18 protein-coding genes are annotated in these 23,732 nt (G+C 66.5%); 8 read left to right on the top strand and 10 right to left on the bottom strand.

Annotation, left to right across the window (positions count from 1 at the left end):
• Positions 1-11: 11 nt before the first annotated feature.
• From QHF84_RS18900 to QHF84_RS18890, 3 genes are all read right to left on the bottom strand, one after another.
• Positions 12-947, bottom strand: a complete 936-nt coding sequence (locus QHF84_RS18900; RefSeq protein WP_281314721.1) for an NAD(P)-binding domain-containing protein — start codon at positions 945-947, stop codon at positions 12-14.
• The gene (locus tag QHF84_RS18895) at positions 944-2,626 is read right to left on the bottom strand and encodes a 1-acyl-sn-glycerol-3-phosphate acyltransferase (protein ID WP_281314720.1); all 1,683 of its coding nucleotides are present in this window, start codon (positions 2,624-2,626) and stop codon (positions 944-946) included. Before QHF84_RS18895 ends, QHF84_RS18900 begins: the two co-directional genes overlap by 4 nt.
• 135 nt (positions 2,627-2,761) lie before the next feature.
• Positions 2,762-3,967 (bottom strand): hypothetical protein, encoded by a 1,206-nt coding sequence (locus QHF84_RS18890; RefSeq protein ID WP_281314719.1) that lies wholly within the window; start codon positions 3,965-3,967, stop codon positions 2,762-2,764.
• Positions 3,968-4,104: 137 nt separating this feature from the next.
• Here QHF84_RS18890 and QHF84_RS18885 point away from each other — a divergent pair, with 137 nt between their 5' ends.
• From QHF84_RS18885 to QHF84_RS18875, 3 genes are all read left to right on the top strand, one after another.
• A complete protein-coding gene (locus tag QHF84_RS18885) occupies positions 4,105-5,166 on the top strand; it encodes a hypothetical protein (protein ID WP_281314718.1) in 1,062 nt (353 codons plus the stop codon).
• Positions 5,167-5,284: 118 nt separating this feature from the next.
• Positions 5,285-6,994, top strand: a complete 1,710-nt coding sequence (locus QHF84_RS18880; protein WP_281314717.1) for a hypothetical protein — start codon at positions 5,285-5,287, stop codon at positions 6,992-6,994.
• Positions 6,995-7,008: 14 nt separating this feature from the next.
• Positions 7,009-7,740, top strand: coding sequence for a class I SAM-dependent methyltransferase (locus tag QHF84_RS18875; protein WP_281314716.1), 732 nt, complete (start codon positions 7,009-7,011; stop codon positions 7,738-7,740).
• A 1-nt stretch (position 7,741) separates the two neighbouring features.
• Here the strand turns inward: QHF84_RS18875 and QHF84_RS18870 are convergent, their stop codons facing one another.
• Genes QHF84_RS18870 through QHF84_RS18860 form a run of 3 tightly spaced genes read right to left on the bottom strand, consistent with a single transcriptional unit; the run spans position 7,742 to position 8,731 of the window.
• Positions 7,742-8,023, bottom strand: coding sequence for a DUF5985 family protein (locus tag QHF84_RS18870; RefSeq protein WP_281314715.1), 282 nt, complete (start codon positions 8,021-8,023; stop codon positions 7,742-7,744).
• A complete protein-coding gene (locus tag QHF84_RS18865; RefSeq protein WP_281314714.1) occupies positions 8,020-8,277 on the bottom strand; it encodes a DUF5985 family protein in 258 nt (85 codons plus the stop codon). Before QHF84_RS18865 ends, QHF84_RS18870 begins: the two co-directional genes overlap by 4 nt.
• Positions 8,270-8,731: a winged helix-turn-helix domain-containing protein gene (locus tag QHF84_RS18860; protein WP_281314713.1), complete on the bottom strand. Its 462-nt coding sequence runs from the start codon at positions 8,729-8,731 to the stop codon at positions 8,270-8,272. The genes QHF84_RS18865 and QHF84_RS18860 overlap by 8 nt, the downstream gene beginning before the upstream one ends.
• A 184-nt stretch (positions 8,732-8,915) precedes the next feature.
• On the opposite strand from QHF84_RS18860, the gene QHF84_RS18855 reads away from it, so the two are divergent.
• Entirely contained in the window at positions 8,916-14,447 is a 5,532-nt protein-coding gene (locus tag QHF84_RS18855) for a HAMP domain-containing protein (protein ID WP_281314712.1), read from the top strand.
• Between the two features lie 23 nt (positions 14,448-14,470).
• Positions 14,471-16,597 (top strand): response regulator, encoded by a 2,127-nt coding sequence (locus QHF84_RS18850; protein WP_281314711.1) that lies wholly within the window; start codon positions 14,471-14,473, stop codon positions 16,595-16,597.
• A 25-nt stretch (positions 16,598-16,622) separates the two neighbouring features.
• On the opposite strand, the gene QHF84_RS18845 is transcribed toward QHF84_RS18850, so the two are convergent.
• Positions 16,623-17,696: an NnrU family protein gene (locus QHF84_RS18845; protein ID WP_281314710.1), complete on the bottom strand. Its 1,074-nt coding sequence runs from the start codon at positions 17,694-17,696 to the stop codon at positions 16,623-16,625.
• A gap of 90 nt (positions 17,697-17,786) precedes the next feature.
• On the opposite strand from QHF84_RS18845, the gene QHF84_RS18840 reads away from it, so the two are divergent.
• Both QHF84_RS18840 and QHF84_RS18835 read left to right on the top strand, forming a co-directional pair.
• Positions 17,787-18,251, top strand: a complete 465-nt coding sequence (locus QHF84_RS18840) for a hypothetical protein (protein WP_281314709.1) — start codon at positions 17,787-17,789, stop codon at positions 18,249-18,251.
• On the top strand, positions 18,248-19,219 hold the full coding sequence (locus QHF84_RS18835; RefSeq protein WP_281314708.1) for a hypothetical protein: 972 nt from the start codon (positions 18,248-18,250) through the stop codon (positions 19,217-19,219). Before QHF84_RS18840 ends, QHF84_RS18835 begins: the two co-directional genes overlap by 4 nt.
• 28 nt (positions 19,220-19,247) lie before the next feature.
• Here the strand turns inward: QHF84_RS18835 and QHF84_RS18830 are convergent, their stop codons facing one another.
• Both QHF84_RS18830 and QHF84_RS18825 read right to left on the bottom strand, forming a co-directional pair.
• Positions 19,248-19,691: a hypothetical protein gene (locus QHF84_RS18830; protein WP_281314707.1), complete on the bottom strand. Its 444-nt coding sequence runs from the start codon at positions 19,689-19,691 to the stop codon at positions 19,248-19,250.
• 46 nt (positions 19,692-19,737) lie between these two features.
• A complete protein-coding gene (locus tag QHF84_RS18825; RefSeq protein ID WP_281314706.1) occupies positions 19,738-20,478 on the bottom strand; it encodes a hypothetical protein in 741 nt (246 codons plus the stop codon).
• A gap of 429 nt (positions 20,479-20,907) precedes the next feature.
• Here QHF84_RS18825 and QHF84_RS18820 point away from each other — a divergent pair, with 429 nt between their 5' ends.
• Positions 20,908-22,005 carry a hypothetical protein gene (locus tag QHF84_RS18820; RefSeq protein WP_281314705.1) on the top strand — a complete coding sequence of 366 codons (1,098 nt, stop codon included), beginning with the start codon at positions 20,908-20,910 and terminating at the stop codon, positions 22,003-22,005.
• 35 nt (positions 22,006-22,040) lie between these two features.
• Here QHF84_RS18820 and QHF84_RS18815 read toward each other — a convergent pair whose 3' ends face one another.
• Positions 22,041-23,705 carry a hypothetical protein gene (locus QHF84_RS18815; RefSeq protein WP_281314704.1) on the bottom strand — a complete coding sequence of 555 codons (1,665 nt, stop codon included), beginning with the start codon at positions 23,703-23,705 and terminating at the stop codon, positions 22,041-22,043.
• Positions 23,706-23,732 lie beyond the last annotated feature (27 nt).

The raw sequence follows: 23,732 nt of genomic DNA, 5'->3' as shown, positions 1-23,732 counted from the left end.
TCGATTCGCGACTACCCGGCGAACATGCGATCCAGCATGGCTTGCGGGCGCCCGCCCGCGAGGATGTCCGAGAGCGCCCGGAACGTCCCCGCGGTGACCCGGTGCTCCTCGGCGAACCGCGCGATCCGCGGGATCAGCGGGATCGCCTCCACCCGGAGCTTCGCCATCGCGATCGCCTGATCGAGCGGCACCTTCCGCGCGAGCGCCTTGCCGAGCACCACCTCGGGCCTGTCTTCGAGGGCGATCGACGCGAGCAGATCGCCGTATCCGCCGAGCCCGAACATCGTCCGCTCCTCGCAGCCCGCGGCCGCCATGAGCCGCGCCGCCTCGTCGACCCCGCGCGAGATCAGCGCCGCCAGAAGCCCCGGCCCCGCGCCCGCCTCCTCCGCGTAGCCGACCCCGATCGAGAGGCATCCGACGAGCGCCGACGCCCACTCGAGCCCGCGCAGATCGTTCGTCCCGTACACCCGGAGGCTCGGGCTCTGGAACGCCCGCGTCACGGCCGTGATCACCTCGGGGAAACGCGATCCGATCACCATCGCCGACGGCCGCCCCTCGATGAGCTCGCCGGCTTGCACCGGCCCGCCGAGCGCGCCGAGCCGCCGCGCGGGCGTCTCTTCCCGCACGAGATCACTCACCGTCTCGAGCCCCTCGGCCCCGAGCCCGCGCACCCCGTGCACCACGAGGTGCTGCCCGCCGAGGTGATCACCGAGCGCCCTGAGCACGCTCCGCGCGACCGACGACGGCACCGCGATCACCACGAGCCGCGCCCTCGCGACCTCCGCATAATCGACCGTCACGCGCAGCCCCGGATCGCTGTCCGGCTGATCCCGCCGCGAGTGCAGCACCACCTCGGCGCCCGTCCGGCGCGCGGCCGTCGCGAGCGCCCGCCCCCAGGGCCCGCCGCCCACGATCCCCACGCTCGGCGTCTGGCTCTGTTCCGTCACGACAAACCTCCCTGCGCCGCCTCCTGCGCCCCGGTTTTGCCGAAGACGGGCGGCCGCGCGGGCGGCATGCCCGGGGGCGCGATGACGTCCCAGGCCATCCCGTGGGCCGCGAGCCGGTTCTGGTAATAAAACAATAGATTCGTGTCCACGATCGCGATCCCGTCCGGCCGCGACGCGAGCACGGGCGAGGCGTGGTAGCCGGCGAAGGCCCGGAGCGCCCGCTCCACGATGTCGCCGCCCGACGCGGTCCGCAGAAACCCGCCCACCGCGATCTCCCCGCGATCCGCGAGCTCGACCAGCCGATCGCGCAGCTTCACCACGTCCTTCGCGAGATCGTCGCGCGGCACCACGACCACGTCGCGCTGCCTTAGCACCGTGAAGAGATCCCCGGCGGGTGAGGCGCGCCGGAGCCGCTCGAAGCTCGCGGCGGCGACCACGTGCGTCTCGAGCACCACCGTGTCGCGCAGGTACGCCTTGCAGATCTCGTCGCCGAGCTCGCGCGTGTACTGCGCGTCGCGCACCGGATCGAGCGTCACGCGCCCGTCGAGGTCCTTCACGTAGCTCGCGGGATCGACCTCGCGCCCGCGCCGATCGAACGATCGGCAGCGCTCGTCGACCACGTTGCCGAAGGGATCGATGGGTTTGCCGAAGCGGATCACCACGGCGCCTTGCATGTCGAACATCTTGCGCATGAAGGCCGTCACGCGGCCGAGGCGCGACGACTCGTCGTCCTCGATGATGAAGCGCCCCTTGCCGGCCTCGGCGAGGAAGTCCGCGATGAGCGTCTCGGCCTCCAGCGTGATCAGGTAGTTGATCGTGGCCGGCACGAAGTACACGCGCCGCTCGCGGTTCGCGAGCAACGTCCGCGCGTACGCCTCGATCGCCGTGCCCATGAGCCCGAGCTTCAGCCGCCGCTCCACGCCGCCCGAGCGCGAGCGTGTCCCGCCGGGGAAAAACAGCGAGTGGTAGCCGCGCTCGAGCAGCACGCACGAGTACGTCTTCAGCACGTCCTTGTAGAGGTTGTGGCGGATCCTCCGGTCGACGCGGTAGGCGCCGAGGTTGTGCATGAAGAACGAGAGCACGGGGTTCGTGAACAGGTTCTTGCCGGCGCCGTAGGTCGCGGGCGGCAGCCCGGCGCGCTCGAGCGCGTAGCCGAACACGATCGAATCCATGTTCGAGAGGTGCGTCGGGACGTACACCGCCGTCCCGTGCCGCGAAAGCTCGCGCAGCTCCTCGACCGGCCCCTCCACGCGCACCTTGTCGTCGAGCGCCGACAGGCTCACGAGGTGCCTCGGATCGCGGGCCAGGCGAACGAGCGTCCGCGGCGCGAGCAGGTACGTCACGATCGGCGGCAGGAGCTTCGACGACACCTTGAACACGCGGGGATCGAAGTTCCCGGCCACGTCCCAGCCCATGTGCTCGACGAGCTCCACGAGCTTCTGGCGCCGCTCGCCGTCGTCCATGCGGCTCAGCGTGCGCGCGAGCTTTTGCCACTCGCCGAGCTCCTTCTGCTCCTCGGGCCCGCGCTTGCTGGTCTCGAGGCGCTTGGTCTCGTGGTAGGCCGCGTCGTTCAGCGCGAGCAGGGGATCTTTCGTGGAGAGCACGACGCGCGAGACCACGGTCCGCACGATGTCCTCCCGCGCCGCGTTGAACCCGAAGATGGGGGCGTCGTCCTGCATGGCGGATCTTGTTTAGAAAATTTCGTGGCCCGGCGCGAGCCCGATGTGCGTGCGGGCGTGCGCGGCGGGGAAACGGATGGGGCAGCGGGGGGGGCCGCCGAGGACCCGGCCCCCCTGCAATCGTCGCTTTCTACGTCACGGCAAGCACGGATCCGGCGGCGGCGGCGCGGCGGGCACCACGGACCCGAGCTGCGCCGTTTTCATCCTGAACCCGATGCCGATCGAAATCGCGTCGCATTGCTTCGTCGGATCCTGCGTCCCGTCGCTCATGATGTCCGAGGCCTGGCGGAACTGCTGCAGGATGCTCTGCAGCGTCGGGCTGTTCGGGTCGCAGAACGATTCGTCGAACTGGGCGGCCAGCTTCGTCACCTCGTCGATGAGATCCTGGGTGTAGATGACGCCCGAGATCTGACCACCCGTGGCGCCCTGCTGATCCGCGTCGAGCTGCATCGAGAGGCGAGCCAGGTGAATGGGCAGCATCAGGTCGAAATTCGAGAACTTGAACCGCAGCGCGAACTGGCTCGGTGAAATCGTGTCGACCGCGCCTTGCACGATGGACGTGGACGAGAACGAGCAGACCGCCGACGTCGGATCGGCCGGGTCCGTGAGCGACGACGCGTCGATCGGCCAGACGTCGCTCCCGTCGAAGGCCGGTTGCTGGCCGAGGTTCCCGCCGAGGAAGAGCTTGCTCGACGTCGCGCATGCATCCTGACCGACGTTCGATAACGAGAGCAGGTACGTGAACTCGCCGGTCGCGATGGCCTCGTTCGTCTGCACGCTCAAGTCCGAGGTGAGCCCGAGGAAAATGGGCAGCACGTTCCTCCCGAACGAATTGTCGATGCCATTGAACCCGTCGGGATACACCGCGGCCGGCGATGCGCCTCCCACGGGCTTGCAGAGGCCTGTCGACTCCTTCGTGGACACGAGCCCGTCGATGTTCCTTCCGTATTGCTTCCAGCCCTGGACGGGGTTCGACGTCCCGTCCGGATTCGTATCGCCGATCAGTATACGATCCATGGCGAACACCACCTCCGGGCCGTCCGCGCAATCGGGCAAGCTCCCGCCGGCGCCGCCGGTGCCGCCTTGCCCGCCGCCGCCCACGCCGCCGGTGCCGCCCTCGCCTCCGCCGATGCCGCCCGACCCGGCGACGCCGCCGGACCCGCCCGTCCCGATGCCGCCGACGCCGCCCGTCCCGCCGTTACCGCCGTTGCCGCCTTGCGCGCCGGAGCCGCCGGTGCCGCCGGTTCCGCCTCCCTCGACCGTTCCACCACACGCCGCGAGCGCGAGCGCTGCGGCGGCCACCACCATCCCACCCGCGCGAATCAAGCCAAAACGAAGCATGAAGTCCTCCGATCGGCGCCCGGGGCCCGGACGCCGGCCCACATCTTACCACGCCTGTCCAGGAGCCAGGACTCGCAGTATGCTGTTGGCAGGAATCCGACTGCACCTCGGGCCCCTGGACTCCGGCGGATGAGACAATGATACGCTTTGCCAAACTCGGTTTCTTCGCGCCGCTGTTCGCCGCGGCTTGCGGGACGCCCGCTGTGCCATCGGAGCAGGCGCCTGCATCCGCCTCCGCGGCCGCGCCTGCATCCGCCGCTGCTCCCGCCACCGCCACCGCCTCCGCTTCTGCTCCCGCGCCTGCCCCGGCCAGCGTTCCCGCGCCCCCGGCCATTTCGGCAGACGAAGCCGCGACCCTGCTTTTCCCGGGCGAGGCGTCCGCCGCCGCGGCCTGCACCGACGCCGACTCGCGGGCGCGGATTCGTTGCCTGCTCGGAAAACGCTACGAAGGGCACACCTCCGCGCGGGCCACCGTGCTCTCGCTCTACGAGAAGACCGGCAGCGTCGTCGGCGTCGAGGAGCCTTACGTGATGGAGGGCGGCTTCCGCGGCTCGATTCGTATCGTCCCGGAGCTGCCCGTCGGCCGCTACGAAAAACACCTCGGCTGGGTCGCCGAGGCGAGCGCCGATTTCGACGCGTTCTTTGATGCCGTCGCCGCCCGCGCGAAGGCGGGCGTCCAGTATCGACATCGCGCCATTTCCTGGAAGTTCTTCCGCTCCGTCGGCCGCACGACCCCCTCGGCCTACGCGAGCGGCTGGAGCATCGGGTACAACGTCTCGGGCTCGCTGCACGGCTCCGCGGAGGCCGTGCGAGAAACCCTTTTTCACGAGATGTTCCATTTGAACGACGCCGCGCGGCTCTCGGGGCCCGAGCAGTGGTCGCGCAAGAAGCTCGGCTCGATCCACGACGCCATCCTCCAGAAATGCAGCACGAAGCCCTCGTGCCTCGCGCCTTACGCGCCCATGCCCACGATGGTCCGCGGCGGCACGTATTACGCGTTCCAGCCGAACAACGGCGACGCCGTGAATGAATACGGCGCCGACCTCGCCGCCCGGTACTACCGCGAGACGCGCGCCGTGCTCCGCGGCGACAAACCCGTCAAACCAGCGTTCAAATGTGGTCCCGAGGAGAATGGCCGCGCGTGGAAGATCCTCGTGGACGAGTTTTTCGGCGGCGTGGACATCATCCCGGAATGTTAGGCGACCTTCCGTTCCGTTTCGTCACGGGCCCTTCGTGGACCACCTGCACAATGTCATCGCCTCTCGCGCTGGGCTCTGGTTTGATGTCGTCCGGCCCCACCGATCGGAGGGATCTGCCATGAACGCGACGAACACCCGATACGCGCGGTGCGCAGGCATCGTGCTCCTCTTTTTGCCCCTCGGGTTTTCCTGCGGGGAAAAGCCGCCCGGCAGCGGAACCGAGCCCGGGCCCGAGCCTGAGCCCGAGGTCGTGCTCCCCCCGCCCCTCGATCCGCTCCCGCCTCCAGCCCCCGCGAACACCGATCGTTTCGCGACGAGCGGCCAGTGCGGGCAATGCCACTTCGCCGGCCCGGAGGCGACCGTCATGCACGATTCCGCCGGAAACGACATCTCTCCGGTGTATCTGTGGCGGAGCTCGATGATGGCCTTGGCCGCGCGTGATCCCTATTATCTCGCGGTCTTCGGCGAAGAGCTCCTCGAACATTCGGGCCGCGAGGCGTTCGTCGAGGAGACGTGCACGCGTTGTCATGCGCCGGCCGGGTCCGAGGAGCAAGCGCAGGCGGGCGGGCATTTGACGTTCGACGCCCTCGTCGCGGGCGACGGCAAAGAGGCGCTCCTCGCCCGCGACGGCGTGACCTGCACGCTTTGCCACCAGATCGCCGACGACGGGCTCGGAAAAACGACGAGCTTCGGCGGCGGGTTCGTCATCGGCTACGAGCGGGAAATCTATGGCCCGCACCTCGTACCGAAGGTCGACCCGATGCAGCTCATCGTGAATTACACGCCCACCGCCTCCTCGCACATCACGAAGAGCGAGGTCTGCGCGACGTGCCACACGGTGCTCGTGCCCATCATGAAGGGCGATCAGCGCGTGGGTGATTTCCTCGAACAGGCGCCCTACCTCGAGTGGAAAAACTCCACGTTCGCGGCCGGCGTTCCTTGCGCGACCTGCCATTTGCCCACGCAGGACGGGGCGAAGGTCGACATCTCCTCGCCCATTGCCAAGTTCCCCGCCGGGCTCGGCGCGCGCACGCCCTACGGCCAGCATCGGTTCAGCGGAGGCAATGCCTACATGCTGCGCATCCTCGCGGACAACGCCGAATGGACGGGCGCGGGCGTGGCGCCCGAGGAGCTCGAACAATCGGCCACGCGCGCCGAGGCGCATGTCGCCGAGGGAGCGGTCGTCAGCATTCTCTCGGCGTCGATGGAGGGCGGCGCGCTCGCCGTCGAGGTGCAGGTCGAGAACCACGCGGGGCACAAGTTCCCCACGGGGTATCCGAGCCGGCGCGCGTGGATTCATTTGCGCGCCGAGGGCGCGGGCGGCGAGGTGCTCTTCGAATCGGGCGCGTTCGACGCGACGGGCGCGCTCGTGGATCGCGCAGGCGCGCGGCTCGATCGAGCGGATTCGGTCCTGCCGCACCGCGACGTCGTCACCAAGGAATCCGAGGTGCAGGTCTACGAGGCCGTCGCCAAGGACGCGAGCGGCGCCCCCACGCACAGGCCGCTCGCCTCCGTCGGGTTTGTCAAAGACAATCGCCTCCTGCCCCTGGGCTGGTCGAGCGCGGATTCGTGGATCGACTGGATCAGGCCCGTGGGTATCGCGGGTGATGGCACGTTCCAGGCCGGCTTCGACCGCGTCACGTACAAGATCGAGGGCGGCGCCGCGATCCGGCGCGTGACGGTGGAGCTTCTGTATCAATCGGTGCGTCCGACCGAGATCGACACGCTCGCGCGGGTGCCGCACCCGGCGGCAGTGCGCTTCTCCAGCATGGCGAGCGCGCGGCCGTCGATTCCCCTGGTCGCGGCGCAGGCGCTGATCGAACTCTGAAAGGGAGGAACCAGATGGGTAGCCAATACGACACGCTCGCGGCGGTCACGAACATGACGGCCGAAATTCCGCTCCGGAAGTATTACGAGGAGTACACGTTTTTCCAGGCGCTCGGCGACATCACGGGCCGCTCGGTGCTCGACGTCGCCTGTGGCACGGGGCTCTACAGCCGTCGATTCAAGCAGCGCGGCGCTTCCCGCGTCGTGGGCATCGACAACTCCGAGGGCATGATCGATTATGCGCGCCACCTCGAAGCTTCGCAGCCGCTCGGCATCGAATACCACGTGCTCGGCGCGGAGAGCGCCCGCGGCCTCGGCACCTTCGACGTCGTCGCCGCGACCTACCTCCTGCATTACGCGCCGTCGCGGGAGGTCTTGCGCGACATGTGCACGAGCCTCCACGCGTCGCTCGCGCCGGGCGGCCGCCTCGTATCCATCTGCATGAGCCCGGACATCGCGTTCGGGGACGACTCGTATTATCGGAAATACGGGTTCGAAGCGGTGTCGCGCGGCGAAGACGGCGACGTCTCCACGGTGAAGAGCCTGGTGCCGGAGCTCCCGTTCACGCTCACCGCGTATCACTGGAAACGCCCCACCTACGAATCCGCCCTGCGCGAGGCCGGCTTCCGCGACATCGTCTGGCACACGCCGCAGATCTCGTCGGAGGGCATCGCGGCGCTCGGGGCCGATTACTGGACCGAATACCTCCGCCGCCCCCACGCCGAGGTTTTTTCCTGCACGAAGTGAATCATCGCGGGCGCGAGGCGGCCCGGTGCGGCTGACGCCGGTTCTTGTCGACGATGCCCAGGATGAGGAGCGCGAACGCGAGCAGCCGGACGAGGAAGATCCAGTGCCGGCTCTCGTAGTCGCCGCGGACGAACGCAAGGACGCTGCGCTCGACGGCGAGGAGCCCGAACACCAGCGCGAGCAGCGCGAACAGGCGCTCGCGGCTCTTCCGCCAGAACCGCACGAAAAACAGGCTGACGGCCAGGGCCATTCCCACGAAGATGCCCGAGAAAAGCTGGATCACGTGACCTCCGTGATCATTCCGTAGAGGAGGAGCCCCACCGCGATGACCGCGGTCGTGACGCGCGGAATCGAGAGATCGGCGAGCGGCCCGATCAAGAGGTCCACGAGCAATAGCAGGTTGTTCAGGGCCATCGCGGAAAAACAGAGGCCCGTCCACAGGATGAGGCGCAGGCGCGTGTGCCGGTAATTCTTGAGGAGAAGCGCCGCGCAGACCAGGCTGGTCAGCAGGCAGAGCGAATAAACGGTCTCAGCCATCCCGATCCTTTCTGAACCGAAACCCCTCGGCGTATACCTGGAGGTTTGAGATCGGGTTCGAAAAAATGCTCTCGAGCACCTTGTAACGGAGCTCCGTGTACGCCGACGACAAACGAGCGACGTCGTCATCGAGTGACGGCGAAGCTGGGGCGTACCGGTACAAGCGTTGCTTGGAGGCGAGGCGCGAGGAGAGGAGGCCGCTCGCCTCCAGATCGGCCAGGCGGCGGCTCACCGATTGCTCGCTCGTGCGCAACGCTTCGCAAACCGCGCGGGGGCTCCACTCTTCGTCCGGGGCGCCGCGCAGGAGAAGCAGGATCTCCAGTTGCTCCACCGAAGTGATGTGGTCGGCGATGAACCGCGCGACCTCGTCGGGTAATCGGCGCTCCTCGCCCAATGTCTCTCCAAACGCCGGGCGTACCACCTGCACGAGCACCCCGCAACCGAGCGACGGCATCGATTTCGAGGCGGGCGGAGCCGTGCATTCCCGATTTGGGAGAGACGTGCCGGCCTCATGCGGAATGATGCAAGCGTGCCGTCCCAAACAAAGCTAAGTCAGGGGCCTCGACTATACTGGGTGAGGACCGCTCATCCGGGGGGTGGTCGTGCAGCGGACCGAGGACGTCCCTGGGGAACGAGGAATGAGCGCAAAAGAAGTCGTCGTCTCCAAGCAGAGCCGGACCGTGCGTGCGAATGGCACGCACAAGACCTCGAACGGTGTCGATGGGCATGGGAGAGGCACGGCCAAGAGCGGCGTGAGGAGCCTCGGCCGCAGCGCCCGGAGCCGCGGAGCCGCCTCGACCATTGCCGAGTGGGAGCGCCTCTCGGACGACAACCGCGCCGAGGTCGAGCACCTCCAGGAAGTGCTGAAAGCCGTCAAGCAAGGCGACTTCACCGTCCGCTTCGAATACCAGAAGGACGGGATTCTGAGCCGCACGGGCGAGCTCCTGAACGACATCATCGGCCTGAACGAGCACATGACGAGCGAGCTCGTTCGCGTGGGCAAGGTCGTCGGTCAGGAAGGCAAGATGCACGAGCGCGCCTCCGTCGGCCCCGCGAAGGGGTCGTGGGCGAGCTGCATGGCGTCCGTCAATCAGCTCATCTCCGACCTCGTGGCCCCGACGAACGAGGTCGCGCGTGTCATCACGGCCGTCGCCCGCGGCGACCTCTCGCAGAAGATGGTCCTCGAAATCGACGGTCGCCCGGTGCGCGGCGAATTCCTTCGCATCGGCACCACCGTCAATTCGATGGTCGATCAGCTCAACTCGTTCGCCGCCGAGGTGACGCGCGTCGCGAAGGAAGTCGGCAACGAAGGCAAGCTCGGCGGCCAGGCGGACGTGAAGGGCGTCTCCGGCACGTGGAAAGACCTGACGGACAACGTCAATGGCCTCGCCGCCAATTTGACGGCCCAGGTCCGTAACATCGCGAAGGTGACGACCGCCGTCGCCAAGGGTGACCTTTCGCAGAAGATCACGGTCGACGCGCGCGGCGAAATCCTCGAGCTGAAGAACACGATCAACGTCATGGTCGATCAGCTCTCGTCGTTCGCGGCCGAAGTGACGCGCGTCGCGAAGGAAGTCGGCACCGAGGGAAAGCTCGGCGGCCAGGCGGACGTGAAGGGCGTCTCCGGCACGTGGAAAGATCTGACGGACAACGTCAATGGCCTCGCCGCCAATTTGACGGCCCAGGTCCGCAGCATCGCGAAGGTGACGACCGCGGTCGCGAATGGTGACCTCTCGCAGAAGATCACGGTCGACGCGCGCGGCGAGATCTACGAGCTCAAGAATACCATCAATACGATGGTCGACACGCTCCGCTCGTTCGCCGCCGAGGTGACGCGCGTCGCGAAGGAGGTCGGCAACGAGGGCAAGCTCGGCGGCCAGGCCGAGGTGCAGGGCGTCTCCGGCACGTGGAAGGACCTGACGGACAACGTCAATGGTCTCGCCGCGAATTTGACGGCCCAGGTGCGCAACATCGCGAAGGTGACGACCGCCGTCGCCAAGGGCGACCTTTCGCAGAAGATCACGGTCGACGCGCGCGGCGAAATCCTCGAGCTGAAGAACACGATCAACGTCATGGTCGATCAGCTCTCGTCGTTCGCGGCCGAGGTGACGCGTGTCGCGAAGGAGGTCGGCAACGAGGGCAAGCTCGGCGGCCAGGCCGAGGTGCGCGGCGTCTCCGGCACGTGGAAAGACCTGACGGACAACGTCAATGGTCTCGCCGCGAATTTGACGGTGCAGCTCCGTGACGTGTCGAAGGTCGCCACGGCCATTGCGAACGGCGACTTGACACAAAAGATCACCGTCGACGTCAAGGGTGAGATCCTCCAGATCAAGGACGTCATCAACAAGATGGTCGACCAGTTGAACTCCTTCGCCGCGGAGGTGACGCGCGTCGCGAAGGAGGTCGGCACCGAGGGCAAACTCGGCGGTCAGGCCAATGTGAAGGGCGTGTCCGGCACGTGGAAAGACCTGACGGACAACGTCAACGTCCTCGCGGCGAACCTCACCACGCAGGTGCGAAACATCGCGAATGTCACGACGGCCGTCGCCAAGGGTGATCTCTCGCAGAAGATCACGGTCGACGCGCGCGGCGAGATTCTCGAGCTGAAGAACACGATCAACGTCATGGTCGATCAGCTCAATTCGTTCGCCGCGGAAGTGACGCGCGTCGCGAAGGAGGTCGGCACCGAGGGCAAACTCGGCGGCCAGGCCGAAGTGAAGGGCATTTCCGGCACGTGGAAAGACCTGACGGACAACGTCAACGTCCTCGCGGCGAACCTCACGGTGCAGGTGCGCAACATCGCGAATGTGACGACGGCCGTCGCGAGGGGTGATCTCTCGCAAAAGATCACGGTCGATGCGCGTGGCGAGATCCTCGAGCTGAAGAACACGATCAACGTCATGGTCGGCCAGCTCCGCTCGTTTGCCGCGGAAGTGACGCGCGTCGCGAAGGAGGTCGGCACCGAAGGCAAGCTCGGCGGCCAGGCGGACGTCAAAGGCGTCTCCGGCACGTGGAAGGACCTCACCGATAACGTCAACGTCCTCGCGGCGAACCTCACCACGCAGGTCCGCAACATCGCGAAGGTCACGACGGCCGTCGCGAAAGGCGATCTCTCGCAGAAGATCACGGTCGACGCGCGCGGCGAGATCCTCGAGCTCAAGAGCACCATCAATACGATGGTCGACACGCTCAATTCGTTCGCGGCGGAGGTGACGCGCGTCGCGAAGGAGGTCGGCACCGAAGGCAAGCTCGGCGGCCAGGCCGACGTCAAAGGTGTGTATGGCACCTGGAAGGACCTGACCGACAACGTCAATGCCATGGCGTCGAACCTCACGGTCCAGCTCCGCGACGTGTCCAAGGTCGCGACGGCGATCGCCAATGGCGATTTGACGCAGAAAATCACGGTCGACGTCAAAGGCGAGATCCTCCAGATCAAGGACGTCATCAACAAGATGGTCGACCAGCTCAATTCGTTCGCGGCGGAGGTGACGCGCGTCGCGAAGGAGGTCGGCACCGAAGGAAAGCTCGGCGGACAGGCCGACGTGAAAGGCGTCTCCGGCGTCTGGAAGGATTTGACCGACAACGTCAACGTCATGGCCGCGAATCTGACGAAGCAGGTGCGCGGCATCGTGAAGGTCGTCACCGCGGTCGCCACCGGCGACCTGAGCCAAAAGTTCGTGCTCGAAGCAAAAGGCGAGGTCGCCGCGCTCGCCGAGACGATCAACAACATGACCGACACGTTGCGCACGTTCGCCGATCAGGTGACCACAGTGGCGCGCGAAGTCGGTATCGAGGGCAAGCTCGGCGCGGAGGCCAAGGTTCCCGGCGTATCCGGCGTCTGGAAGGACCTGACCGACAACGTCAACATCATGGCCTCGAACCTGACGAAGCAGGTGCGCGGCATCGTGAAGGTCGTGACCGCGGTCGCCAATGGCGATTTGAGCCAGAAGTTCGTGCTCGAAGCGAAAGGCGAGGTCGCCGCGCTCGCCGAGACGATCAACAACATGACCGACACGCTGCGCATCTTCGCCGATCAGGTGACCACGGTGGCGCGCGAGGTCGGTATCGAAGGCAAGCTCGGCGGCCAGGCGAAGGTGCCCGGCGCGGCCGGCACGTGGCGCGATCTGACCGATAACGTCAATCAGCTCGCCGGCAATCTGACGGCGCAGGTCCGCGCGATCGGCGAGGTGTCCACCGCCGTCGCGCAGGGTGATTTGACCCGGTACATCACGGTCGAGGCGCAAGGCGAGGTTGCCGCGCTGAAAGACAACATCAACCAGATGATCGGCAACCTCAAGGACACGACGCACAAGAACCAGGAGCAGGACTGGCTCAAGACGAACCTCGCCAAGTTCTCCAGCATGATGCAGGGCCAGCGCAGCATCGTCTCCGTCGCCCGGCTCATCATGTCCGAGCTCACCCCGCTCGTGGACGCCCAGCACGGCGCGTTTTACATGATGGAGAGCGACCCGAGCGGCGAGCCCGTCCTGCACCTCATCGCGAGCTACGGATTCGGCGGTCGCAAGAACCTATCGAATTCTTATCGATTGGGCGAGAGCCTGATCGGGCAATGCGCGTTCGAGAAGAAGCGCATCATGCTCCACGACGTGCCCGACGGGTTCATTTACATCGCGACGGGCATGGGGGAGGCGCCGCCGCGGAGCGTCGTCGTCTTGCCGGTGAGCTTCGAGGGCGAGACGAAAGCGGTCATCGAGCTCGCCTCGTTCAGGCCGTTCATCGCGAACCACCTCGCGTTCCTCGATCAGTTGATGGATTCGATCGGCGTCATCCTCAACATGATCTCCTCCAGCATGCGGACGGAGGAGCTCTTGCAGCAGCTCAAGAAGTCGAACGCGGAGCTCGAAGCGCAGGCGGCGGAGCTCAACGAAAAGGCGAAGCTCCTCGAAATCAAGAACAACGAGGTGGAGCTCGCGAGCCTGAGCCTGGAGGAGAAGGCCGAGCAGCTCCAGCTCATCTCGAAGTACAAGTCCGAGTTCCTCGCGAACATGTCGCACGAGCTCCGGACGCCGCTGAACAGCCTGCTCATTCTGTCGAAGATGCTGGCGGACAACCAGCACGGCAATCTCACGGCCGAGCAGGTCCGCTTCGCGCAGACGGTGTACACGTCGGGCAACGATCTCCTGGCGCTGATCAACGAGATCCTCGACCTCTCGAAGGTCGAGGCAGGCAAGATGCCGATCGATCCGAGGACGTTCCGCCTCGCCGACGTCCGCGATTACCTGGAGCAGACGTTCCGACATGTCGCCGATCAGAAGGCGTTGTCGTTCGAGGTGCGCATGGATCCTCGGCTGCCGGAGACGCTTTACACTGACGTCAATCGGCTCCAGCAGATCCTGAAGAACCTCCTGTCGAATGCGTTCAAGTTCACGAGCGAGGGCGGCGTATCCATGACGATCGACGTTGCGCCGGGGGATCGGGGCGAGACGATGATCAGTTTTGCCGCGCAGGACACCGGGATCGGCATTCCGCCGGAGAAGCAGAAGCTCATCTTCGAGGCGTTCCAGCAGGCCGACGGGACCACGAGCCGCAAATACGGCGGCACGGGCCTCGGGCTCACGATCAGCCGCGAGATCGCGCGCCTGCTCGGCGGCACGATCGACGTCGTCAGCGCGCCGAACCGGGGCAGCACCTTCACGTTGTACCTGCCGGCGACGTACGTCGGGCCGGAGGCGCCGGACCGCGACGATTCGAGCGCCGCGCCGCCGTCGACGGACAAAGACGTCCTCCGCCTGCCGCCCGACGCCGATTTCGGCGGAATGAAGGTGCTGCTCGTGGACGACGACAACCGCAACCTGTTCGCCCTGCGGACGGTGCTCGAGGCGCGCAAGATCGAGGTGCTCCACGCGGAGAACGGGCGCATCGCGCTCGAATTGCTCCAGGTGCACCCCGACGTCGACCTCGTGCTCATGGACACGATGATGCCGGAGATGGACGGGCTCACCGCGACCCGCGCCATTCGCGACATCATCCAGTTCCAGTCGCTCCCCATCATCTCGCTCACCGCCAAGGCGATGAAGGGTGATCGGGAGAAGGCGCTCGCGGCCGGAGCCTCCGATTACGTGACCAAGCCGGTCGATCCGGAGCGGCTGCTCGCCGTGATTCACGGCTGGCGGTTCAAGAAGCACATCGGTCCGAGCCAGCTCGATTGAGACGCATGGCCCCACAGGAAGTCATGAACGCGGAACAACGCACGCCGCTGGCGAGTGTCTTGCTCGTCGACGATACACCGGCCAACCTCCTCGCCCTCTCCGCGGTGCTGAAGCCGCTCGGCGCGCGGCTCGTGGAGGCGCGATCGGGAGTCGAGGCGCTCGAATGCGTGCGTCGCGAGCCGTTCGCCGTCGTGCTGCTCGACGTCCAGATGCCGGGCATGGACGGCTTCGAGGTCGCGCGCCGCATGCGCGCGACCGAGCACGGCCGCGAGGTGCCCATCCTGTTCTTGACGGCCATTCATCGCGACGAGGCCTACGCGCGGCGCGGATATGCGATCGGAGCCGCCGATTACATCACGAAGCCGTTCAACGTCGAGGTGCTCCGCGCCCGCGTGAAGGCGTTCGTGGATCTCTTCCAGCAAAGGGAAGAGATCCGCAAAGCGCAGGTCGAATTGCGGACGCGCGAGCGCGACGAGGCCGTACGCAGGCTCGTCGCCTTCGAGCGTATCGCGACGGCGGCGCTCGACACGGACGACCTCGGCGTGCTCCTGCGCGAGCTGCTCGACATCTTCCTCGGCGCCGCCGACGCCGCGGACTCGGCGATGGTCCTTCTGCGCGAGGGCGAGGAGCTCCGCGTGCGCGCCGTGGTGGGCCCTCACGCGGTCGACGAGGGGTTTTCCGTGAAGATCGGCGAGGGCCTGTGCGGGGCCATCGCCGCGGGCAAGCAGCCGATCGAAATGGAGGGCACCGCGGCCTTTGGGGATTGCGCGTGCCTGAAGGCGAGGGGCACGCGCGCGCTTTATGGCGTGCCGCTGCTCCATTTCGGGGAGGTCGTCGGGGTCGCGCTCATCGGATCGAGCCGCGCGACCGGTTTTTCGGAAGCGGAAAAGCGGCTCTTCGCGGCGATGGCCGAGCGCGCGGCGTGGGCCGTGGCCCGGCACCTCCAGCGCGCGGAGCACGAGGCCGAGCGCGCCGCGCTGCTCGAACGCGAGCGCGCCGCGCGCGCCGAGGCGGAGCTCGCGAGCCAGGCGAAAGACCAGTTCCTCGCCACCGTCTCGCACGAGCTTCGTACACCGCTCAATGCGATCCTCGGCTGGGCCGTCCTCGCGCGGCAGAAGGCGCCGCCGCAGATCGAGCGGGCCCTCTCGGTCATCGAGCGCAATGCGCGGGCGCAGGCGCGCATCATCGACGACGTGCTCGACATCTCGCGGATCGTGAGCGGCAAGTTCCGCCTCGACCTCGTGCCGACGAACCTCGTGGAGGTCACGCAGGCCGCCGTCGAATCCCTCCGGCCCGTCGCGGAGGCGCGCGGCGTGAAGCTCACGGTCGATCTCGGGCCGCTCGGCTTCACGCTCGGCGATCCCGAGCGGCTCCAGCAGGTCGTCTGGAATCTGCTCTCGAATGCCATCAAATTCACACCGAAGGACGGCCTGGTCGAGCTCAGCGCGTGTCTCTCGGGCTCGAACCTCCTGCTCCGGGTGATGGATACCGGGCAGGGCATCGATGCCTCGTTCATGCCGTACATCTTCGAGGCCTTCCGGCAGGCGGACGGGTCCACGGCGCGGCGGCACGGCGGGCTCGGGCTCGGGCTCGCGCTCGTCAAGCAAATGGTCCAGGCGCACGGCGGGACGATCACCGCGTCGAGCGACGGAATCGGCAGAGGCGCGACGTTCACCGTGGAGTTGCCCATCCGGAGCACGCCGGCCATGTGCGCGTCCGAGGACGAGACTGCGGTCGCGGACGAGCAGCACGTGCGTTTGGCGGGGCTCAAGGTGCTCGTGGTGGACGACGAGGAGGACGCGCGCGCGCTTTTGCGGCGCGTGCTCGAAGAGAGGGGCGCGACCGTATCGCTCGCCGCGTCGAGCGACGAGGCCCTCGACGATCTTTCGCGGTCCCGGCCCGACGTGCTCGTGAGCGACATCGGATTGCCGGGGATGGATGGATATGCGCTGATCCGCAGCATCCGCACGCTCCCCCCGGAGTATGGCGGGCGAACCCCGGCCATCGCGCTCACGGCGTATGCGCGCACCGAGGACAGCCAGCGCGCGTTCGCCGCGGGGTTCCAGCGGCACGTGCCGAAGCCGGTGGACCTCGGGCGGCTCGTCTCGTTGATCGCGAATCTTTGCGGGATCCCGCTCACGGACGCGTGAGCGGGCGAAGGCGGGGCTCTTCGCGCTACGGCATCGCCGATACGCCGATCACCATTCGGTGTCCGTGCAGCATGCCCACGTAGAGCAGAATCGCCACGACGAACCGCACGATACCGATCTCCCCGAGCGCCTTGCCCACGCCGCCGCGGGCGAACGGCACGAGCGAGGTCTTTGCGGCGAACGGCTCCCACGCGTCGCCGAGCGCGAGCTTGCGGCGGCTGTCGATGTGCAACATCCCCGCGATGGCCAGGCACGCGATGCCGCCGAAGAGGCAGACCGACGCCACGTCCCCGTTCGGCGGGATATGGGCCATCGCCCAGAGCGCGAACGACCAGAGCGCCGGGTGGCGCGTGATCCGCACGATCCCCCGCGGCTCCGCGCCCACCGCCTTCTCCTGCATCATCTGCGTCGGGTTTTGCGTGGAATACCCGCAGACCAGGAAGAAAAACGCGATCGGCATCACCACGAGCGGGATCCAGCGTGTCCACGCCGGGGCCTGCCACAGCTCGACGTGCGGCGCCGCGCGATAGGCGAAGATCATCCAGATGAACGCCGCGAGGACGAGGATCGAATAGACCCCTTGAAAACCCTTCTCGCTGAGCTTCTGGATGAGCGGGCGCCGGAGGGTGACGCTCGACAGGCCTATGTGGCCGAGCACGAAGGAGAGCGTCGCGGCCGCGAGCAGGCCGAGGCTGCCGTTCTTTTCGGTCTTCGGCGGCGCGGCCTTCGCGGCGCCGCCAATCTCGGCGATCGCTGCGACCAGGTGATCGACGTCGCCCTCGCGCATCGCGAGCCCGGGCATGGCGCCGGGCATGTATCCCTCGACGATGTCGTGGTTCGGCTCGAGGATGCTGCGGCGGATGTAGGCCTCGTCCGCGACGATCTCGCGGGTTTTTTCCTGCGTGACGACCTTGCGGGTCTTGCCGACGAGGCCGAGATAGGTCGGCCCGGGGCGCGCGGAGCCGTCGAAGGAATGGCAGGCCGCGCATCCGCGCTCGAACAGGAGCTGCTTGCCACGCGCGGGATCGCCGTCGGCGAGCGCGCGAGGGGCGAGGAGCAAGCAGAGGCCCGCGAGGGCGAGCGCCGGGAGGGTACGCATGGGGGCGGAGAGTACGCCGGGCGGAGGGGATGTGCCAGAGGCCTTCGGGGTGTTGCGCGCGGCGATCCGTGGGTGGTAGGTTCCCCGTCAATGTCGAGCGGGCCGTACCGGGACGAACGCCGCGCGGGCGCCGGGATGGCCGCCTGGGCGATTGCGATCGCGTATCTCCTCGCGGCCCGGGGCGTCGGCAATTTCTTTCCGCTCTCGGCCTTCGGCATGTACCAGGGGCGCTCGCCCGACGTCGCGTCGCGGGTCCTCGTGGTGGGCGCGTCGGGCGAGGCCGCGGAGATCACGGCGTTCGACGGTTTTTCTTGCGCGCCGGCGTGGCCCAAGCTCGACGATGTCCGGCATTGCGCGCCCGGGGATCAGGGCCGCGTCGAATATGTGTCCCGCGACCTCCAGGTCTACCTCGACGCGCACGTCACGAGCGACGCCGCCGGAATGGAGGACGCGCGCATCGTCTGGCGGACGTGGACCCTCGAAGATCGCCCGGGGCCGCCGGCGAGCCAGGATTGCGAGCTCGCCTCTTGCCGCGTGCGCCGGAGGGCGCCGTGAGCCTCGTGTATCGCTCGCCGTACGACGGCCATTCGCGGACCGCGCTGCGCGTGGGACTCGCCGTGATTGCGGGGATCGTCTTCCTGGACGCGGCATTCGAGGTGGCGAGCATGGCGAAGGATCCCCATTTCGTCCCCAGGGCGCCGGGGCTCCTCTGCTTCTTGCCGAACACGCCGGCCCTCGCCTGGGTGCTCTTCGGGCTCGTCGCGGTCGGCCTCCTTTTTTTCGCGCTCGATCGCTTCGTCATCGCCGCCGGGGCGTGGGCGATCGGGTGGATGGCGGTGCTGAGCCAGTGGCGAACCGAGCTCTTCGGCACGCCGTCGCGCAACTGCTTTTTCCCGGGGGCGATGCTCTTCGGCTGGGTCCTCGGCCTCGTCTGGGCCCGCGTCGTCGCCGGGCGCGACGCGCTTTCGCCCGAGGGGCGCCCGCTGCGCGAATCGTTCGCCGAGGCGGGCGCGATGGCCTGCATCGCGGCCGGGTACGTGGGCTCGGCGCTGAGCAAGCTCTTCGCGTCGGGGTTTGGCTGGGTGAACCCGAGTCAAATTCGCTGGCTCATCCTCTCGCAGGAGCCGCTCGCGAGCTTTCCCTGGCTGCTCGCCTATCGGAACACCCTGATCGAGAGCCCGGATCTCGCGCGCTTGTCGGCGCTCGCGACGCTCGTGATCGAGGGCGGCTCGTTCGTCCTGCTCTTCGGCGCGCGATGGCGCCTCGCGTGGACGGCGGCGATCTGGGCGCTGCACCTCCACATCCTCCTGCTCTGCAAGATGCCTTATCTGGAGCCGATGTCGCTGCTCCTCCTCTTCGCGGTCCCGTGGCCGCGCATCTTCCGCCGCCCGCGTATCGAGGATCCGCTGCTCGCGCGAAGGCCCGAGCTCGGGCAGCCCACCATGCCCGACGCGATATGGATCCTGCTCTGCGTGATGATCGTGCTCGCGTGGATCGCGCCCGTGGGCTTTCGAGCGGACTGAATCAGGTCCTCGTGTCCTCCGGCTGAGATCAGCGCTGCTCTGCGGCCTCGACGCGCTTCGCGAGCAGCCCGAGCAGCTCGAAGATCTCTCCACCCGTCGGAGGCCCGTCCTGCGGGCCGCGGCGGTTGTAGAAGAGAGCGTGTTTCGCGGTCTGCTTGGGCGAAGCGTGCGGAACGGCGCCTGGCTCGGCCACGATGAGCAGGAGGCTCGTCCCGCCCTTGTCGAGCTCGACCTCGATCACCTCGGGCTTCGTGCAACGCACGTACGTGACGCGGTAGCCGCCGAGATCCTGGCCCACGTCGAGCCCGTCGAGCAGCGCCCGCGTCGCGTCGGGGCAGGGGATGGACGTGGCCTTCGCGGGGCGGGCGCCTTCGCCCGGCGAGCGCGCGGGGCCAGGGGTTCGCGCGGTCTGGATCGCGATGACGCTCGCGACGATTGCGATGCAGAGCGGCGGGACGATGCGGCGCTTCATCCGGCACCTTCGCGTGTGGGGCGGCGGGGCGGTGTCGCGTCCGGGATCAAGCCTCCGCGGGCTTCGGTCGTTTGACGGTCCGCGCGCCGAGGGGTGGCGCGAGCTCTTCCCAGTCGTCGGGATGAAAGTAATGGGCGACGGCCTGGAGGCGGGCGTGCTCGCGGACGAGCAGGGTGGCCAATCGATTGCGGATGTCCACGGCGAGGGTGGGTGCGGCGGGGGCAGCCTTCGGCGCGTCCGAGGGCTTGAGGTGGGTGACCAGGAAGGCGCCGATCTCGGCGGCCTCGTCGATTTGGGCGGGGGTGACGGGGTGTTTTCCGGTGATGGCTTGCGCGTGCCTCCGGAAGAGGTCCGCGAGCGACATGCAATCCTCGGCGCGGTCGCGCGCGCCGCGGCCCGCGATGATGGCGTCGACCTCCGCCTGGGGAATCGTACCATTGGAGGCGAGGGCCTTGGCGGACGAGAGGAGCTGCGCGCGCAGGCGCGCGGCGGTCGAGAGCTTCGCCTGGAGGAGGGATTCGCCGGGCGTCTCCTGCTCGGCGCGGAGCGCGGCGAACTTGGTGGCGACCGCGAGCTCGGGGAGGGCGAAGAGCGCGGCGAGGTCGATTTGGGGCAGGTGGATGGGAATGTCGTGCTCGTGCGCCGAGGCGACGCGCATGCCGGTGGTGACGTTCGCGAGCGCGAGGTCGAGGTCGAGCCGGAAGGGCAAGATCTGGTCGGCTTGCAGGGCTTGCGCCGCGGGGAGGTACTTTTGGTAAGCCTGCTCGGGGTCGATGGGGGGTGTCATGGTGTCGTTCCCTTGATTTGCGAGGATGGAAGGTAGGGGAATGTACAGGAGAAGGAAAGGTTTTGCACGGGGGCTCCGGGGAGGGAGGGGCGGGAGGGAACGGTTATGCAAAAAGGTTCGCGAAGGGAAGGGGGCGAGTAAAAAGTTGCGTGGTTCGGGGGGTGGGAGGGGGCTTCGTTAGGAAAAGTTTTCCAGGTGGGGCTCGGGGAGGGGAGAGGGATGGGGAAGAGGTTTCCTCGGGAGGGACTTGGGAGTGTCTTCCGGGAGGAAAAGTTTTAGGGCGGGGCGCGGGGAAAGGGTATCCTGGGGGAGATGTCAAGCAGGTTGCCTCATCGGACAGATGAGCCATCGGATGCAGCGGGCCCGGCAGGGCAAGGGGCGTGGAGGGGCGCGCGGTTGGTCGGGGCGGCGCTGCTCGGTGGGATGCTCGTGGCCGCAGCGTTTGGCGTGCTGCGCGCGCAGGCGGGGTGTGGGGGGATGACGGTGCGGATGGGGGGGGAGGTGGAGGCGGGGCCGTCGGTGGAGGCGCCGTCGGAGGCAGGCAATGGGGGCGATGCGGGGGACGCTGCGTCGGAGGGGGAGGCGGGGGAGGGGACGACGGCATGTACGACGCCCGTCGTCATCGAAGTTCATATTGCTGGATCGTACACCGCGGATTCGATCGATCCGACCGATATGGTGCACCTGGAGTCACCGTCGCTCCTGACCCGGTACTCGTTCCCCGAGGGGCTGTCGGTCCTGCCCCAGCCTCGTTCGACGCTGTCGATTGCACTTTCGGCCCCGCTTTTCGCTGCGGAATACGCGGCTGTCGAGCTTTGTTCCGCCGAGGAGGTCACGCCGTCCATTTTGCGTTTCCTTTGCCTCGGTTCGAGCGGTCGCCCTATGGCCATCGAATATCGTATCGAAGGGAAAAGGCGCCTCGTCATTACGACCGACCACCCGGAGGAAGGTCGCTCCGTCACCCAGGACGGCCGGCACATCACGCCCATGCCTCCGGACGCTTGCGCGACGCTCGTGACGCAGATCCCCAAGCGTGACCTCACGCGTCTCCGGAGTGCTTATCTCGACGACGGCCCATCAACTCGTTGCCAGGGGAGCGCCAGCCCACGGCGCAAGGTCCCCGCGACATTCGTCCGCGAGGTGTTACCCGAGGGCCATGAACTTCACGAATCGGGGCGGCTCGAGTGTCGACAATCTCCGACCACCCGGTGCTGTCGCAGCGTCACGAGCGTTCGTCTGGCGCTGCCACCTGACATCGGTCCGTCGCAGGACCTCGGCATCCTCTATCAGCAATGCGACATGTGTTTTGCGAGCCGCCTACGTAAGCCCAACGGCGCCGTGGTGGGCTGCGGCGGGGGTCTCGCGACCACGACGGTCCAGGTGTATCAGCTTGGAGAACATCTGCATATCGTCGATGGCGATCGCGTCCGGCGCGTGCCGCTCCCGTGCGGAGTAGAACTCGATTTTCAGATGGCCGAATTTGTCAAGCCTCTCATGCTCAGCCCGGACCGGATCCAGGAGCGGTGAGAGTCGCGCATTCGCGTGATGGGTTGCAATGACGGCTAGAGTGGATCGAGTGTGCTCGTCAGCGCGGCGTGCGCTAGTACGATGTCAATCATGAAGTGATGTTTGCCGATGTTCTCCGGGTGGCCTTTTTTGTCCGTCGTGAACTTCGGTAACCAGGGCCCGTCGACGTTGTTGTCATCTTTGGAGCCCTGCAGGAACAGGTTCGAAAAGTACACGGCCGACCAGCGCCCATCTGTCGCGTAGACCTCTTCGGCCTCTACCCCCACGGCTGTCCCTTTCTTGTTGATGGTCTGCCTTGGTGACAGTGTTTTTCCGGCGCTCGGTCGCCAGCGTTCTGCTGTGTATTCGGAGTGATACATCCGAAAGCGCCTTGTCGGATCCGTTCCCAACCAATTCATCAACTTCTTCTCCCAATCGACTGTCGCAGAGCCGAGTGCGAGGTCCAAATCCCAAATCTCCTTCCACACCTTGGGGAAGGATGCTGCGTCGGCGGTGTAGAAGAGGGGATTGAACGCGCGCGCCTCCTTTCTTGGTGAGATGAGTCGGTCGATTGGGACGTGTCCACTGCTGAATCCAGAGATTACGACCTTTCCGATCCCAGGGATTGGTGCGTGCTTGTCTTGCAGCGGTCCTTTGAATGTGCCGTCGATATTCCAGGGGCGTTGTTTGTGTACGAAATGCGCGGCCTCCGCAAGTAGCCGATGAACGCCGGCCCGGTCTGAGAATGGCCCCCACTCACCGAAGTTGTTTATCGGCATCACCAACACGGCGCGCTTTTGGGCGGCCAATAGCTGATAGCTGAGGAAGTGTGCGTTGAATAGGTATGACTGTCCAAGCCCGGCGATGTATGGCTGCCACGGATCCGTGCCTTTTAATCCATAAGGATACTGTTGTCCTCGTGGCAGTGTATATTGTGGTAGGTTCGTGGTTGGGCTGTAAAATACGATAAAGTCTAATTTGCTTGTGGTGTTGTTCGCAAAATAGACTTCGGGGATCCAGATTGCGACTGCGAAGCGCTGGGTTCCCTTGCCATATTCAACCCATCGAAAGCGTCCTTGCGTCGAAGGGTCCACGGTAAAATGCGCGTGGTGTACCCGCCCCCAGTTGTCTGCATGAGGGTCTTTGACGATCGGGTGTATCGCATTGGAGTCCTTGCTGATTGGATGCGAAATCGCCAAGAATCGGTTCTTTTTCTGGTTGAACAAGGCTCGATAGTCGAACTCTCCAGGATTTCTGAGGGTCTCGTTGAGGAGGACACCAGTCGGCGAACCCATGAGCGCGCGCAACTGATCCTTGGTCTGGAACCCGACTGTCGGCGCCTTCTGCATCCGACCCAGGACGAACTTGACCTGAAGCGGGGTCGTCGCCGGATTCGTGGTCGGCGTGACCCCACACGTAGGGTTGGTCCAATGACTCCCGGAGGTGTCGATGCTCGTCTCTTCCTTGAAAAATTCCGGGTGGCTCACGGTGATTTTTACATCGCTGGTCTTCCCCGTCGGTACGTCGGCCTCCAGCGTACAGTCGAACTTGTTATTGATTTGCGCTTCCGAGTTGTTACCGGCCCCTGTAGACCACCAATTGCACGCGACCGTAAACCGGTCCACGGGCTGATTGTCGATATCGAACACCGTGATGCTGAGCTTGACCTGCTGAGTAGTCATGGTTTTGCCTATGGACATTCTGGGATCGCTGGCTGCCATCGGCCGACCCCGGCCAGCGCAGATATC

The organism is Polyangium sp. y55x31 (assembly GCF_029946505.1).
GTDB lineage: Bacteria > Myxococcota_A > Polyangia > Polyangiales > Polyangiaceae > Polyangium.
This window is presented reverse-complemented; position numbering and strand designations above follow the sequence as displayed.